General features: G+C 32.0%; 14 protein-coding genes. 9 read left to right on the forward strand and 5 right to left on the reverse strand.

Annotation, left to right across the window (positions count from 1 at the left end; translation table 11 throughout):
- Window positions 1-25: 25 nt before the first annotated feature.
- Genes pyk through KKQ79_RS13480 form a run of 5 tightly spaced genes read right to left on the reverse strand, consistent with a single transcriptional unit; the run spans window position 26 to window position 4,165 of the window.
- On the reverse strand, window positions 26-1,462 hold the full coding sequence (gene pyk / locus KKQ79_RS13460; protein WP_213190577.1) for a pyruvate kinase: 1,437 nt from the start codon (window positions 1,460-1,462) through the stop codon (window positions 26-28).
- Window positions 1,455-1,910, reverse strand: a complete 456-nt coding sequence (locus KKQ79_RS13465; RefSeq protein WP_069800815.1) for an IPExxxVDY family protein — start codon at window positions 1,908-1,910, stop codon at window positions 1,455-1,457. The genes pyk and KKQ79_RS13465 overlap by 8 nt, the downstream gene beginning before the upstream one ends.
- Entirely contained in the window at window positions 1,885-2,652 is a 768-nt protein-coding gene (gene rnc / locus KKQ79_RS13470; RefSeq protein WP_213190578.1) for a ribonuclease III, read from the reverse strand. Before rnc ends, KKQ79_RS13465 begins: the two co-directional genes overlap by 26 nt.
- The gene (gene fabF, locus KKQ79_RS13475; protein ID WP_213190579.1) at window positions 2,652-3,899 is read right to left on the reverse strand and encodes a beta-ketoacyl-ACP synthase II; all 1,248 of its coding nucleotides are present in this window, start codon (window positions 3,897-3,899) and stop codon (window positions 2,652-2,654) included. The genes rnc and fabF overlap by 1 nt, the downstream gene beginning before the upstream one ends.
- A gap of 26 nt (window positions 3,900-3,925) precedes the next feature.
- Window positions 3,926-4,165, reverse strand: a complete 240-nt coding sequence (locus tag KKQ79_RS13480; RefSeq protein WP_069800766.1) for an acyl carrier protein — start codon at window positions 4,163-4,165, stop codon at window positions 3,926-3,928.
- A 171-nt stretch (window positions 4,166-4,336) separates the two neighbouring features.
- Here KKQ79_RS13480 and folE point away from each other — a divergent pair, with 171 nt between their 5' ends.
- The 9 genes from folE to KKQ79_RS13525 all read left to right on the forward strand — a co-directional run bounded on the left by folE (window position 4,337) and on the right by KKQ79_RS13525 (window position 16,762).
- Window positions 4,337-5,002: a GTP cyclohydrolase I FolE gene (folE, locus tag KKQ79_RS13485; RefSeq protein ID WP_104794236.1), complete on the forward strand. Its 666-nt coding sequence runs from the start codon at window positions 4,337-4,339 to the stop codon at window positions 5,000-5,002.
- Between the two features lie 31 nt (window positions 5,003-5,033).
- On the forward strand, window positions 5,034-5,465 hold the full coding sequence (locus KKQ79_RS13490) for a hypothetical protein (RefSeq protein WP_213190580.1): 432 nt from the start codon (window positions 5,034-5,036) through the stop codon (window positions 5,463-5,465).
- Between the two features lie 116 nt (window positions 5,466-5,581).
- Complete coding sequence (cysS, locus tag KKQ79_RS13495) at window positions 5,582-7,069, forward strand: cysteine--tRNA ligase (RefSeq protein WP_213190581.1); 1,488 nt, start codon at window positions 5,582-5,584, stop codon at window positions 7,067-7,069.
- A 146-nt stretch (window positions 7,070-7,215) separates the two neighbouring features.
- Window positions 7,216-9,867: a 4-alpha-glucanotransferase gene (locus KKQ79_RS13500; RefSeq protein WP_213190582.1), complete on the forward strand. Its 2,652-nt coding sequence runs from the start codon at window positions 7,216-7,218 to the stop codon at window positions 9,865-9,867.
- Between the two features lie 210 nt (window positions 9,868-10,077).
- Complete coding sequence (locus KKQ79_RS13505; RefSeq protein WP_213190583.1) at window positions 10,078-11,007, forward strand: hypothetical protein; 930 nt, start codon at window positions 10,078-10,080, stop codon at window positions 11,005-11,007.
- A 257-nt stretch (window positions 11,008-11,264) separates the two neighbouring features.
- The gene (locus KKQ79_RS13510; protein ID WP_213190584.1) at window positions 11,265-12,245 is read left to right on the forward strand and encodes a glycosyltransferase family protein; all 981 of its coding nucleotides are present in this window, start codon (window positions 11,265-11,267) and stop codon (window positions 12,243-12,245) included.
- A gap of 89 nt (window positions 12,246-12,334) precedes the next feature.
- Window positions 12,335-12,799: a DUF4890 domain-containing protein gene (locus KKQ79_RS13515; RefSeq protein WP_213190585.1), complete on the forward strand. Its 465-nt coding sequence runs from the start codon at window positions 12,335-12,337 to the stop codon at window positions 12,797-12,799.
- A 148-nt stretch (window positions 12,800-12,947) separates the two neighbouring features.
- Window positions 12,948-14,834: a DUF3858 domain-containing protein gene (locus KKQ79_RS13520; protein ID WP_213190586.1), complete on the forward strand. Its 1,887-nt coding sequence runs from the start codon at window positions 12,948-12,950 to the stop codon at window positions 14,832-14,834.
- Between the two features lie 2 nt (window positions 14,835-14,836).
- Complete coding sequence (locus tag KKQ79_RS13525; protein WP_213190587.1) at window positions 14,837-16,762, forward strand: DUF3858 domain-containing protein; 1,926 nt, start codon at window positions 14,837-14,839, stop codon at window positions 16,760-16,762.
- The last annotated feature ends 17 nt before the right edge of the window (window positions 16,763-16,779 follow it).

A 16,779-nucleotide genomic window follows, 5' to 3' on the forward strand; every position in this document is an offset into this window, starting at 1 on the left:
GGCAGTCCATTATGGAGCTTTTATTTTATATATTTGTTAATCTGAGTGTATTGGTTTTTCCACCTTCATAAACTGGCATTGCATTGAGATTTACTACGAAATCTCCTTTTTCTACATAGCCATAATGATGTGTTAACATGTTCACTTGGATTACCGTTTCGTCTGTAGATTTGTTCATGTCATAGTAGAACGCTCTTACTCCCCATAAAAGGTTCAGCATGGTAAGAACTCTTCTGTTTGAACTGAAAACGATAATTCTAGAAGTAGGTCTGTGTGCAGAAATTTGGAAAGCAGTGTAACCAGAGTGAGTAAGCGTAATAATGGCTGCTGCACCAGTAGTTTCTGCAATTTTAACTGCGTTTAGACAAACCATATCTGTTACGAAACGATCGTCTACACAAGTTATTTTTTCTATAATATCATTTTTCTTTTCGTAAAGATTAGTAGATTCTATATTCTTAATGATCTTTGTGATGTTTTTAACTACATCTACTGGATATTTTCCTACAGAAGTTTCACCAGAAAGCATCACCGCATCAGCACCGTCTAATACGTTGTTTGCTACGTCATTTACCTCGGCTCTAGTTGGAGTAAGGCTACTGATCATGGTTTCCATCATTTGCGTAGCGATAATTACTGGTTTAGAGTAATATCTGGCTTTGTCTACTAATTTTTTCTGAATGACAGGAACTTCTTCCATTGGAACTTCTACACCTAAATCTCCACGTGCAACCATTAATCCGTCACATTCTAGAAGAATTTCGTCAATATTTTTTACACCTTCTGGTTTTTCAATTTTTGCAATAATTGGAATTTTGAAATCAGAATGCGCTTGAATTAATTTCTTTAAATCAATAATGTCTTGAGCATGACGAACGAATGAAAGTGCAATCCAGTCGAATTCATTTTCAATCATGAATTTAGCATCTTCGATGTCTTTTTCTGTCAAAGCAGGAAGAGAAACATTGGTGTTTGGTAAATTCACTCCTTTTTTAGAGCTTAATGGTCCACCTTGAATCGTTTTTGCTTTTACGGTATCTTTTTGGTTGGTTTCGATAACTTCGAAAACTAATTTCCCATCGTCAATAAGGATTCTTTCGCCAACTTTTACGTCTTGCGGGAATTTTTCGTAAGTCATGAATACTTTGGTTGAATCTCCTTCGCAAGGCTCATTGGTAAAGGTAAGTACGTCTCCTGGATTAAGGAAAGAGCCTTCTTTTACCACACCTACTCTTAATTTAGGACCTTGTAAATCTCCTAAAATAGAGATGTTATAACCGTATTCTTGATTGATTTCTCTAATAATGTCTACATTTCTCTTAACCAGTTCGTAATCGGCATGAGAAAAATTTATTCTAAAAACATCGGCTCCAGCTTTTACCAGTTCTAGCATGATTTCTTTCGTAGAAGAAGCAGGTCCTAATGTTGCGATTACTTTGGTTTTTTTCGCTCTCTTATTCATAATAATTAATTAGCTTGTATAGTTCGCTATTGGGTTGTAAAGAAAAATCTTGTATTTGAAACATGATGTTTTCTGGCAGCAAAATTAGTGAAAAATCTTTAAAACTATCCTTTGCATAAATAATGTAGTCTACATCTTTATTTTTGGGCATCAGAAATTTGATTTCTTCAGTCTGTGCAAAGAGTTCGTTGTCTGTTTTTTTTCGTAATGGTGCTGATTTGTTAGATACTATAGAATAGCAATTTTTAGTTTCTTTATGATATCCTTCGAATTTTGTAAAACAAAACTGTTTTATTTTTAAGTCGTCTGTTCTTACGAATTGGAAGGGATTTATTTTGTTAATTTCGAAAAATATTTCGTGATCGGGTAATTTTTTAGCCAATCTAAGTAAACCAATGTCCATTGGTTCATCATCTTCTAGGTCAAGAAATATTTTTTTGCTTTTCAACAATGTGTTCTTTTTTATTTAAGGAGTAAAACGCTCTTTGTGCTGCTTTTTCTTCTGCTTTTTTCTTAGAAGTTTCTGTGGCAGAAGAGATTTTTACATTATTTAAGTAGATACAACTCTTAAATAGAAGGTTCTTATTGGGCAAAGTTTCTTCGGTGATATCATACTTTATTGTCACCTTTTTCTTTTGACTCCATTCTAGCAATAATCCTTTGTAGCTTACGATTTTGTTTTCTAGTTTTTCGATATGTTTATCGGTAAACAATTTTTCTAAAACAATTTTTTCGCAAGTTTCATAATTGGTGTCTAAATATAGCGCACCAATAAAGGCTTCGAAGAGATTCCCCGAAATGTTTTCACCTAAATTACCATTTCCACCATTTTGAATAAAATCTCTAAGCTTCAGTTTTTCGCCTAGAGAGTTAAGGTTTTTTCGATTGACAATTTTTGATTTCATTTGGGTAAGAAATCCTTCATTGGCAACAGGATAATTTTTATAAAGGTAGCAAGAAATGATGCTTCCTAAGACTGCATCTCCTAAAAATTCTAATCTTTCGTAGTTTTTAGCTCCTATAGTTTTATTAGGAATTTTCAGAGAAAAAGCTTCATGATAGTAATCAAGATTTTTTACATTCTGCCCAATTATTTTACTAACTCTGGCAGAAAGTAGCTTTTCTTTTTCAGTCTTTTTTTTGAAAGGTCTTTTAAGTAGAAATTTTTGTAATGAATTTTTTAAGCCCATTATAATTTCTTGAATAGAACGCAAGCATTGTGACCTCCGAAACCAAAGGTATTACTCATGGCTACTTTTACATCTTTTTTTACAGCGTGGTTAAATGTAAAATCTAATCTGCTGTCAATGTTTTCGTCATCAGTAAAATGGTTAATAGTAGGAGGAACAATACCATGTAAAATAGTTCCTAACGCTGCTATAGCTTCTATTACACCAGCTGCACCAAGAAGGTGACCAGTCATAGATTTAGTAGAGTTTATTTGAATATCAAATGCATGCTCGCCTAATAGTTTAACAATTGCATTAGATTCTGCAATATCTCCTAATGGAGTAGAGGTACCATGCATATTGATGTGGTCTACTTCATCTGGAGTTACACCAGCGTCTTCTAAACAATTTTTCATCACTAGATAAGCGCCTAATCCTTCTGGATGAGGTGCAGTCATATGATACGCATCTGCACTTAAACCACCACCTGCAAGTTCTGCGTAAATGGTAGCGCCACGTTTTTTAGCATGTTCATACTCTTCAAGGATGATACAACCTGCACCTTCTCCTAGAACAAATCCATCTCTGTCTTTGTCAAATGGTCTAGAAGCAGTTTTATAATCATCATTTCTTGTAGAAAGAGCCATCATAGAATTAAATCCTCCCATTCCAGATGCGGTAACAGCAGCTTCTGAACCTCCACATACAATTACGTCTGCTTTTCCTAATTGGAGAAGCATTTTAGCATCTATCAATGCATTTGTAGAAGATGCACACGCAGAAACTGTAGTATAATTAGGTCCATGAAAACCGTATTCCATAGAAACATGACCCGGAGTAATATCCGCAATCATTTTTGGAATGAAGAAAGGATTAAATCTAGGTATTCCTTCAGATTTTGCCCAGCCTAGAACTTCGGTTTCGAAAGTTTCTAAACCTCCAATTCCTGAACCCCAGATTACACCCACTCTGTTTTTATCTACTTGATCTTCGATAATTCTAGAATGTGAAACAGCTTCACGAGCTGCCACCACACCGAGTTGAGTGTTTCGGTCCATTTTTTTTGCTTCCTTTTTTTCAAAATGATCTAGAGGATTGAAGTTTTTAACCTCACAAGCAAATTTTGTTTTGAAGTTAGTAGAATCGAAGAGAGTGATAGGAGCAGCGCCACTTACACCTTTTACAAGGTTTTCCCAATACTCTTGAGCATTATTACCAATTGGTGTAATTGCACCAAATCCTGTTACTACAACTCTCTTCAATTCCATAGTTTTGTTAATTTTTGTAATAAAAATTATTGTTTGATAACTTCTTCAATATAAGCGATTGCGTGACCTACAGTAGTGATTTTTTCTGCCTGATCATCAGGAATCTGAATGTTGAATTCTTTTTCAAATTCCATAATTAATTCTACAGTATCTAAAGAATCTGCACCTAAATCATTAGTGAAGCTTGCTTCAGGAGTTACTTCTGTTTCTTCCACGTCTAGCTTATCTGCGATGATAGCTTTTACTCTTGATGTAATGTCTGACATAGCAATTTGTTTTAAAAATTTTTGTTAATTCAAGTGCAAATATATAAAATTCTGTGCCAATACAAATTTTTTTCATATATTTTGATTTTAAATTATTGTAAATCAGTCTAATAATATTTTAGTGATACGATTTAGAGATTAATTCTTAATTTTGTGACATTATTTCAGACTATGAGTAACTTTTTTGAAAACGATGATGATGTTTTTACAGGCAAAGACCATACTCCGCTTCGTGAGGATGCTTTTGTAAAGACACCAGAAGAAAAAATAAAAATTATAGAAGAAAAGTTTGCAGAGATTATGCACACTTTGGGTCTTGATATGACCGATGATTCTCTTAAAGATTCACCAAAACGTGTTGCTAAGATGTATGTAAACGAAATTTTTGGTGGACTTTTGCCAGAAAACAAACCAGGGATTTCTACTTTCAGTAATAAATATAAGTATAGACAAATGCTGGTAGAGAAGGATATAACGGTGTATTCTTTCTGTGAGCATCATTTTTTACCCATTATTGGCAAAGCGCACGTTGCGTATATTTCAAACGGAGACGTAATTGGGCTTTCTAAAATCAATAGAATTGTAGATTATTACGCAAAACGTCCGCAAGTTCAGGAAAGATTAACGATGCAGATTGTAGATGCGCTGAAAGAAGCTCTCGGAACGAAAGATGTAGCTTGTATTATTGATGCAAAACACCTTTGTGTAAATTGCAGAGGAATAAAAGACACCGCAAGTTCTACCATCACGGCAGAATTAAGCGGAATTTTTAGAACTAATCCTATTACCAGACAAGAATTCTTACATTATGTAGGAAGTCATGCGAAATTGGATTAAATACAATTGGATAATTTGAAAATAAGATAATTTGAAAATTTTAGAAATGAAGAAAATACTACTAATATTTATTTTAATCATATTTTCAAATTGTCAAGACCAAAAAATTGAATATAATTTTAAGTCTCAAGAGAATCAAGTATTAACTGTAGAAGAAGATTTCAATACTTTTTTTGAAAAATTTAAAAAAGATTCTGTTTTTCAAAAACAACGAGTTGTTTTTCCTTTGAAAATTAGAGTTTTTAATACAGATAATTTAATAACAGAAGAAAATAGTTTTGAAGAAAAAGACTATGAGTTTCTCAAAATAGATGAAAATGAAGTTTCTATGGAGAAGAAAATTTCTAAAGATTCAGTAAAAATTATTTTGAAAGGAAAAGATAATGGAATTTATATTGAAACTCAATTTTTAAAAGATAAAGGAATTTGGAAATTAGAGTCATATAATGATCAATCCACATAAATTATGACCAGATTTAAAAAAATATCACACCAGATTTTTACAACTACAATTATTTGTTGTTGCTGATTTTTATGTTTTCAACTTTTATCTTAAACTTTACCTCAACCTAAAAAATTATGCAACTTAAAATATACAATTCGCTTTCTGCGGAAAAAGAAATTTTCTCACCTATTAACGGCAACAAAGTAGGAATGTACGTTTGTGGACCTACCGTTTACAGCAATGTGCACCTTGGAAACGTGAGAACTTTTATGAATTTCGACTTCATTTATAGAAGTTTGAAACATTTGGGTTATGATGTTCGTTACGTAAGAAATATTACAGATGCAGGACATTTAACAGATGATGGAGATGTAAATAACGACCGTTTCGTTAAGCAGTCTCGTCTCGAAAAACTAGAACCTATGGAAATTGTGCAAAAGTACACCGTAGATTTTCATAAAGTTTTAGAAAAATTTAATCTTTTGCCTCCAACGATTGAACCAACTGCAACTGGTCACATTATCGAACAAATTGAATTGACTAAAGATTTAATCGAAAAAGGTTTGGCTTATGAAAGTAACGGTTCTGTGTATTTCGATGTAAGAACTTACAACGAAAAAGGCGGAAATTATGGCGAACTTTCCAAAAGAAATATAGACGAACTTTTTGCCAATACTCGTGATTTAGACGGACAAAACGAAAAGAAAAATCCACAGGATTTTGCCCTTTGGAAAAAAGCAAGTCCAGAACATATTATGAAATGGATTTCACCTTGGGGAGAAGGTTTTCCAGGTTGGCATCTTGAATGTACTGCGATGTCTACTAAATATTTAGGCGAACAATTTGATATTCATGGAGGTGGAATGGATCTTAAATTTCCGCACCACGAATGCGAAATTGCTCAAGGAAAAGGTTGCAACGGTGTTTCGCCAGTGAAATATTGGATGCATGCGAATATGCTGACCATGAACGGACAAAGAATGAGTAAATCTACAGGAAACTATATTCTTCCGCATCAATTAATTTCTGGTGAAAATGATTTTTTTGAAAAACCGTTTCATCCAACTGTAGTTCGTTTTAATTTTTTACAAGCGCATTACAGAAGTGTTCTCGATATTTCAAATGAAGCAATGTTGGCTTCAGAAAAGGGATTTCAACGATTGATGGAGTCTTTGAAAACGCTTTCAGCAATCAGCAATCAGCAATCGGCGGAAAGAGGAAAGCAGAAAGCAGAAAGCGATTTTAATTTAAATTCTTGGAAAGAAAAATGTTATGATGCTTTGAATGATGATTTCAATTCGCCAATTTTAATTTCTCATCTTTTTGAAGCGGTAAGTTTTATTTTTAAACTAAAAGATGGAAAAGAAAATATTACTTCTGAAGATTTAGAAGAATTAAAAACCTTGATGAATGCTTTTGTATTTGATGTTTTAGGTTTACAAAATATTGAAGAAAATAACAATTCAAAATTGGACCAAACATTACAAGTTTTAATTGAATTAAGAAATCAAGCCAGAAAAGCCAAAAATTTTGAACTTTCTGACCAAATTCGTGATAAGTTATTAGAACAAGGTATAGAACTGAAAGACGGAAGAGAAGGTACTTCTTACGTTTTAAATTAAAAAAAAAACTAAAATATAGTAAAAGCTTCAGAGATTTTCTGAAGCTTTTTGTTTTCTTTTCCTTGAAAACAAATTAAAAATCATATAATTAATTTTTTCTAAAGCATATATATTTTTGTAAATTCGTGATTTGAAAAACGAAAAAAATGAAATTATATTTCACTATTAATTATGGAACTGAGTTTGGGCAGAGGTTAGCCATTCAAGTTTCTGAAGGGAAAAATGTGAAAACACATGACCTTCATTTCTCCGATAATAGAAATTGGAAGGGCGAAATCGATTTTTTCTCTAAATCTATAGAATACAAATATTTGGTTCTAGATGCTAATAATCAAATCATTAATGAGGAGATTTGCCATCATCGATTGAATTTTGTGAATAATTTCCAAGAGTATAACATTTACGATGTCTGGAACAATAAAAATTTCCCCGAAAACTATCTCAATAATAAGATTCTTCGAAATAAACTAGGAGATTTCAAAGCAGAGAAAGTTGCCATTCTTAAAAAACATACGCATCATTTCAGAATAGAAGCGCCGCTGTATTCGCCTGATTGGAAGGTTGTGATTCTAGGAAATAATGAAGCTTTGGGAAACTGGAATTATGCTGACGCCCCAAAAATGGCTCAAACATCTGTTGGCGTTTGGGAATTGGCAGTAGATTTAAAAAAACAAAAAGAATTTGTACAGTATAAATACGGGATTTTCGACGAGAAAAAAGGTGAAGTTATTGCAGTAGAATACGGTGAAAACAGATTAGCTTTCCCTAATCAGGATGCGGAAGTTTTGCAAGTTCACGCAGATCATTATTTCAGATTTAATGCCGAACAATTATACAAAGCAGCTGGAGTTGCCATTCCTGTTTTCAGTTTAAGAAGCGAAAGCGGTTTTGGAGTTGGGGAATTTACAGATATTAAAAAATTAGCAGATTGGGCTCATAAAACCAATCTTTCTATCATTCAGATTTTACCTATTAATGATACTACAGCAAATTACAGTTGGACGGATTCTTATCCTTATGCGGCGATTTCGGTGTATGCATTGCATCCTCAGTATTTGAGTTTAGAAAATTTGCAGTATTCAATTCCAGAAAATTTAAAAGTAGAATATAAGCACAAAAAAGATGAATTAAATGCTGAAAAGTTTGTGGATTATGAACAAATGATTTCAGGAAAATGGAAATTCATCAAAGCTGTTTTTGAAGAAAATAAATCTGAAATTCTTAAAGACAAAGATTTCTTAAAATTCTTGAATGAAAATGCAGATTGGCTGAAACCTTATGCTGCTTTTTGTGTTTTAAGAGACAAAAATAACACTCCGAATTTCAATAATTGGAAAACGCATAAAAAATACGTTGCAGGAAAAATTTCTCAATTTTTTGATGCAAAACATGCCGAATTTGAAGGTGTAATGCTTCATTCTTGGGTGCAATATCAGTTGCATTTGCAGTTAAAAGACGCTGTAGATTACACTCACGGTTTAGGAATTTCTCTGAAAGGAGATTTACCAATCGGTATTTACAGATTTTCTACCGATGCGTGGACAGAGCCAGAACTCTTCGGGATGGATTTTCAAGCGGGAGCACCACCTGATGAATTTTCTGATTTAGGTCAAAACTGGGAATTCCCAACGTATAATTGGGAAGTAATGAAAGAAAACAATTACGATTGGTGGAAAAAACGCTTTAACGTAATTGCGCGCTATTTCGATGCGATGAGAATAGACCATATTCTAGGATTTTTCAGAATTTGGAGAATGCCAATGACTGCTACACAAGGGATTTTAGGATATTTTTATCCTGCGGTTCCTGTGACTTTGCAAGAGTTTTCGGCAAGACATATTCCATTTAATTATGATAGATATTGCAGACCTTTTATCAATGACCAAATTCTTTGGGATAATTTCGGTTACGAAAAAGAGGCGATTGCAGAACATTTCTTGTATCAAGAAAATGGCGTGTATCATTTCAAACCAGAATATGATTCGCAAAGAAAATTAGTAGATTATTTTAAAACTCATCCTAGAGATTGGATGGAAGAAAAACTGATTTCACTTGCAGCAAATGTGTTATTCTTAACGGAAAATAATGGTGAAGACATTGTTTATCACCCAAGATTTAATATTCAAAAAACGTCTTCATATCAACATCTTTCTGATTGGGAAAAGAATGCATTGCATGAATTGTATATCGATTATTTCTTCAGAAGACAAGATGGACTTTGGCATGAAAAAGCCATGGAAAAATTACCAATGTTGCTTTCTGCAACAGATATGTTAATTTGTGGCGAAGATTTAGGTTTGGTTCCAGATTGTGTTCCTGGTGTGATGGATGCTTTAGGAATTACAGCGCTCAAAGTTCAGCGTTCGCCAAAAGAAGATGTTCCGTATTACAATCCTCAAAATGCAGGTTATATGAACGTAGTTACAGCTTCTTCTCACGACAGTTCTACATTAAGACAATGGTGGAAAGAAAATAGAGAACTTACGCAGAATTATTATAATAATCAGCTTAATCAATACGGAACTGCACCTTCAGAACTTCTTCCAGAATTGGCAGAAATTATTATGAAACAGCATTTACATTCTCAAGCGATGTTAGCGATTTTCCCAATTCAAGAGTATTTTGCTACAGATTATGAAATTGTAAATCCTTATGCAGATGACGAGAGAATCAATAATCCAGCGGTTTTCCCTCATTATTGGAGATATAGAATGCATATTGCACTAGAAGATTTACTACAAAAAGAACATTTTAATAATAAAATTGCACAGTTTGTAAGTGAATCAAACAGACAATAATTGAGATTAAAATTCCTTAGTTACACAATAAAAAAGTTAAAATCGAGTTTAGATTTTAACTTTTTTTATTTTTCTATATCAAATTCTTAGTTAGTAAATATGGCTTAAATTCTACGTTTTTAAAAAGATACACCCTAATCGTTATCAAAAAATAGAAAGTTTGGCACGTATTTTTAATAATGCATAATAGAACCTTAAATAACTAAGAAGATGAAATCTATATTCACAAAATTATTCCTCGTTTCTGCGTTATCAGTTACAGGAATTTCATACGCACAATATTATCCTAATGATGATTATGGCAACAATTATGGCTATGAATATTATTATGATGATTACAATTATCCAGACGAATATTATTATGAATATCCTAATAATTATTACACCAATGATTTATATAGAGGATATTATAATGATTACAGGAATACGATTATCAGTATCAATTGGGATAGATTTTTTGTAGAATTCAGGCTTTCTCCTTATCAAATCAGAGAAATAAGAATCTTAAACTCACGTTTTTCTAATTATGGACATTGGCAGAGATATTACAGATATAATCCTAACAGATGGTATTATGACAGATTTATTGCATTAGAAAGAATTTTAGGTCCTAGAATTTACGTAGTATATTATCAAAGATATTATAGAAACTATAATCCAATTGTTTACTATCAAAATTATAGAGTAAAACATTATAGACCAACGGTTTATGTGACTCCTAGATATAGAAATGTAGATGTAAGAACATTTAAAAATGATGCTTACAGAACAGGAGGTTTCAGAAATAATGATAGAGCGTATAATGACAATAGAAATTTCGAGAAATCTAGAGAAAATTCAGGTTTTAGATCAGGTTCATCTGATGAAAGACTAAGAGATAATGGTGGTTTTAGAAGTTCAGATTCTAGAAATGATAATGACAGAAACTACGGGAACCAAAGTCAACAACCATCTAGAAATGAAGGCTTCAGAAGTGTTTCTCCTCAAAGAAGTGAAAACCAAAACAGAGGAAATGACGCAGTAAGAAGCGGTGGTTTTAGAGGTCAAGGTCAAGAAAACAAAGCTTCAGAAAATCGTTCTTCAGGAAATGGAAGAGGAAATGGCAACGGAAACGGAAACAGAGGTGGCGGATTTAGATAGAAACATCATACTTTACATACCAATATTTTGATTTTTAAATGAGGAACTATTCTATTGTTCCTCATTTTTTATGATAAAAAACATAAACCAATTTTTAGGCACGAGATTTGATTACGTTAAATAAGAGAAGTAATTCTTCATATCAAATTAATTTTTACATTCACACAAAAGCGGAACTTTGGTTTCGCTTTTTTTATTTAACATTAAATTTATTTAAACTTGAATTTTGAGAAAATTTTTGTTCTAACTTCGTAGTTATGAAAATTTTATATGCGATTCAAGGAACAGGAAACGGACATGTTTCCAGAGCGAGAGAAATTATTCCCATCCTCAAAAAATATGGTGAACTTGATATTCTCATCAGTGGAACACAAGCCGACGTAAATTTAGATGAAGAAATAAAATATCAGTTTAAAGGTTTCGGGTTTGATTTTGGTACCAATGGCGGTATCAATTATAAAAGCAGTTTCAGGAAGGCAGATTTCAGACAATTGATAAAAGATATTAGAAATCTCCCAGTGAAAGATTATGATTTGGTGATTAATGATTTTGAACCCGTTACAGCTTGGGCTTGTAAACTGAGAGGAAAAAAATCGGTAGCGCTGAGTCATCAATCAGCATTTTTGTCTCCTAAAACGCCTATTATTTCTGGAATTCATTTGGGTGCAATCATTCTCAAAAATTATGCTCCAGCTACTGATAAAGTGGGATTTCACTTCGAGCGATATGATGATTTTATCAGAACTCCTGTGATTCGTTCGGAAATAAGGAACTTAAAACCAGAAAATTTAGGACATTACACGGTTTATCTTCCTGCTTATTCAGATGAATTTATTTTGAAAAAATTATCAAAACATCCAGACCAAAAATTTCAAGTTTTTTCTAAACATACTCGCGAAGATTATTCTCAAGAAAATGTAGAAGTCTATAAGGTGAATAATGAAAAATTTAATCAATCTCTAGCAAAATCCGAAGGATTATTAACGGGTGGCGGTTTCGAAGGTCCCGCTGAAGCTTTATTCTTGGGTAAAAACCTTTTGTGTGTGCCTATGTTTCATCAGTATGAACAACAATGCAATGCTTTGGCTGCCGAAAAAATGGGAGCAACTGTGATTTGGAGTGAGAAAGAATTTGACCAAAAATTAAATCATTGGCTCAATAATGCAGCTCCCATTCAAGTCAATTTTCCTGATGAAACAGAAGAAGTCATTAAAAACCTCATCGAAAAATACAGCTAAATTTTTTAACAAAATTTTAGCTTTTTAGCTTTTAACCTTTGTAAGATTATGTCATCAAAAAGATAATTAACCAAATAATTACAAAAAAAATGACAAAGAAAATAATTTTAAGTGCAGCCATTTTTGGTGCAGTATTCATGTTCGGACAAGAGAGACAAGAACTTACGCCAGAACAAAGAGAAGCTAAAAAAGCGGAAATGGTTCAGAAATCGAAAGAAAGACAACAAGCTCATTTAGACAAGATGACCACAGAACTTAATCTTTCTAAAAAGCAAGTGGAACAAATAAAAGCTTTACAGGAAAAAAATAATGCAGAAAGAGAAGCGAATAGAGCAAAAATGGAAGAAATGAGAAAGCAAAGACAACAAGAAATGCATGCGAAAAGAGATGCTCATGATGCAGAAATAAAAAAAATCCTTTCGCCTGAACAATATGATAAATGGCAAAAACAAAGATTAGAAAACATGCAGAAACAAAGAGACGCATGGAAAAATAAAGCCATGAGAAAAGGAGGAAAACAAGGCGGAATGAAACCACAAAATACACCTCAATAAAACACAAACTTCATAAACTTTTTATTTTAATTTTTAATTCACACAGCGAGATTTTTTCTCGCTTTTTTTGTGATTTTTATCAAGTTCTTAAAGGTTTGTTTAATAAAAGAATTTTTATAAATTTAGCAAAAACTATCAAAACCATTATATGAACCGTTTTTTTTCTTTTATTTTATTGTCTTTCAGTGCTTTCTTGTTTTCTCAAAATTATGCGGTTTCTGCGATTCCAGAAAATTTACTTCATAAAGCCAATGCTGTTGTAAGAAATGATGAAACCATTATTGATATAAATGCCATAGATAATATGGTGCAGACTTACAATAAAACCATTACCATACTGAATAAATCTGGTGAAAATTTTTCGAGTATTCGTATTCCTTATGATAAAAGTGTTTCGGTAAGCAATATAAAAGTGTCTATTTTAGACCAAAACGGAAAAGTCATTAAGAAATATTCTAAAAGTGATTTTACAGATGCTAGTCATAGTCCTAGTTTTTCCTTTTATGATGATAGCAGAATTTTGTTTCTGAATTACATGTCAATCACTTATCCGTATTCTATACAGTATTCTTATACCACAGAGACTAGAAATACAGTTTTTATGCCAGATTTTTTCCCAATTGATGGCTATAATATTTCTACAGAAAAAAACAGTTTAGTAATTAATAATAAATCTGGAATCAGATTGAGAACTAAAATGCATGAAAATGATTTTGCGAAAATTTCGTTTACAGAAAATGGACAAAAATATTTTTACAGTTTTTCTAATGTTCCAGCAGTAGAAGATGAGCCTCGTTCGCCAAGTTTAAATGAATTTTTACCGAGAGCAGAGTTTTCATTAGATCAATTTTCATTAGAAGGGAAAAAAGGAAACCTTACTCAGTGGAATGAATTCGGAAATTGGTTTTATCAAAATCTAATCAACCCTGTTTCTGAAGTTACGCCAGCGCTTCAAGCAGAAGTAGCAGCACTTAATCTTACAGGAAGTACGCATGATAAAGTTAAAAAACTTTATCAATATATGCAGAGTAAAACCAGATATGTTGCGATAATGGAAGGAATAGGTGGTTGGAAACCTATGTTGGTAGAAGATGTTAGAAAAAAAGGATATGGTGATTGTAAAGCATTAACCAATTACATGAGAACCTTATTAAAAGCGGCAGGAATTAAATCTTATTATTGTAGAATAAAAGATGATCGTTCAGTTCAAAAGTATGATGAAAATTTCCCAAAAATGTTTGGAAACCATGTAATTCTGATGGTTCCTACAGAAAAAGGAAATATTTGGTTAGAAAACACTTCACAAGAAATTGCTTTTAATCATTTGAATTATACCTCGCTCAATAGAAATGTGATGGCCATTTCTGAGGACGAAATCAAGTTAGTCAATACACCTACATATAAACCAGAAGAAAGCAGTGAAATTCTAAATGCTGAAGTTAAACTAAATCCAGATAATAGTATAAATGTGGATGCTAAATTTAGATTTTCTGGGGCACAATATGATTTCCAAATGCCACTGACTACGCTTAACAAAGATGAGGTAAAAGGAGCGCTTAAAGAAAGATTTTATTACCTTAACATGGAAAATCTAGAGGCTAATAATGTGACTAATAATAGAGATGAAGCGCTGATAAATTATGAAGTGAAGTTGCAAGCGAAAAATTATTCTAAAAAATTAGGAAATGACATCATTTTAAGAGCAATGCCGTTCTTAGATCTTATGCAAATGACCAGTCATGAAGACAGAAAATTACCATTAGAAGTCTATTTTTCTTATCAAGATACTTACAATTTTTCCCTGGAAATTCCAGAAGGATATAAGTTGGCAGAAGTTCCAAAATCTGTACAGTTAAATTCAGAGTTTGGCAGCTATTCTCTCCAATTTTCTATGGAAAATGGCAAATTGGTTACTCAACGAAAAATTACTATCCTGAAAAATATTTATCCTAAAGAAAAATTTAAAGAATATATAGAATTCAGAAAAAAAACCAATAACCTAGATAATACTAAAATTCTTTTAACTAAAATATAACCATGAAGACTAAAATTTTTACTGTTTTTTTATTCTCTATTTCTGTGTTTGTGTTTTCGCAGCACAAGTTTATGAAATATCCAGAGTTTAATAAAAACGAACTTTCTAAAACAAAATCTACCATCAAAGAAGATGCTCATGCAGAAATATTATACAGTTCTATTAGTAATTTGATTATTAATGGAGAATTAGAAACCAAAGTCTTTAAAAGAATTAAAATTTACAATAAAGAAAAATCTTCTCAGTATCTAGATGTTGAAATACCTTTATATGAAGGAAATGGAGAAAGAGAGTCGGTTTCTGGATTGAAGGCAGTAACTTACAATTTAGAAAATGATAAAGTCGTTAATGCTAAAGTAGAAAAAGACGCAAAATTTAAGTCTAAGGAACAAAAAAATCAAGTAATTCAAAAATTCACGTTTCCTAATGTGAAAGATGGGTCTATTATAGAATATCAATATCAATTAAATTCTCCTTTTTTACAATTGTTAGACAAAACTTATTTGGAGTTTGATATTCCTGTTATTTATGAAGAATATATTTTTGATTTTCCTAAGTTTTTTGGCTACAATTATAATTTTCAAGGAGGATTAATGCCAAAATATAAAGAAGATCAAGCTCAAATGATGTATGGTCAAGATTACTACAGTTTGAGGCTAGGTTTCGAAAATGTACCGCCTTTTAAAGCCGAAAATTTCATAAAAAATGAAAGGAATTATATTGCTAGTGTGAGACCTGAGTTAAATTCTACAAATTTTAATAATATTTTTAAATCTTACGCTACAACTTGGGATGATGTTAGAGATAAGTTAAAAGAGTATGATGATTTTGGAGGACAATTAAGTAAAAAATCTTTGGCAAGAAATGTGCTTTCGCAAGATATTTTAAGCATGACTTTGCCAAAAGAAAAAGCGGGTAAAATTCTAAAATTTGTTCAAACTACTTATACTTGGGACGGAAATGTTGGGTTATTTACAGGAGATGGTATTAAAAGTTTAATAGACTCTAAAATAGGAAATAGTGCAGAGATTAATCTTTATTTAATTATGCTGATGAGAGAAGCTGGGCTTAATGTAAGTCCAATGATTATGAATACTGTAAATAGAGGAATTTTGAATATTGCATTTCCTACAATTGGTGCTCCTAATTATGTAGTAGCTTGTTTAGAAGATAATGGTAATTACTATTTGTATGATGCAACTTCTAAATTTTCTTTGCCCAATTTATTGCCACCAAGAGCTTATAACTATAACGCTATTCTGTTAAAAGATAAAAAAGCAGAAATTCTACAGATTAATAATTTCATCGAAAGTAAAACCTATCTTAATGTAGATGCTAAACTGAATGAAGATACTACTTTTGAAGGCAAATTTAAAGATAGAGATACTAAAACTTTTGCGATTCTTGCCTATGATGAATATGTAGACAATAAACAAGACTACGAGAAAAAGTATAAGGAAAGATACACTTTTAACTTTAATAATTATAAATCAGAAGTAGTAAATGATAATGAGTTTCAGACCAGTTTTGATTTTATTTCAGATAGTTTTGTAGATGGAGTTGGGGGTAAATTAATTTTCAATCCACTGCTATTTTTATTCAGACAAAACCATGAATTTAATCAAACCGAAGAAAGAAAATATCCTATAGAGTTTCTTTCTCCTTACGAAACGGTAAAAAAAGTGGTAATTACCATTCCAGATAACTATAAATTTGAAAATCTTCCGAAGTCTAAAAAATTCAAAACCGAAGATGAAGGGATTGTTTATTCTTATGTAGTGAGCACTGAAGGTAATAAAATCACTGTAGAAACCTCAGTGAAGATAGATTCTGATAATTATCCAAGAGAATATTATCCAGCATTTAAGCAGATTTTTGATGCCATTACACAACTCGAAGGTCAGCTGGTAACGCTGGTAAAAAAATAAACGAAAAGCGAGATTTT

It is taken from the genome of Cloacibacterium caeni, from assembly GCF_907163125.1.
In the GTDB taxonomy this organism is placed as follows: Bacteria; Bacteroidota; Bacteroidia; order Flavobacteriales; family Weeksellaceae; genus Cloacibacterium; species Cloacibacterium caeni_B.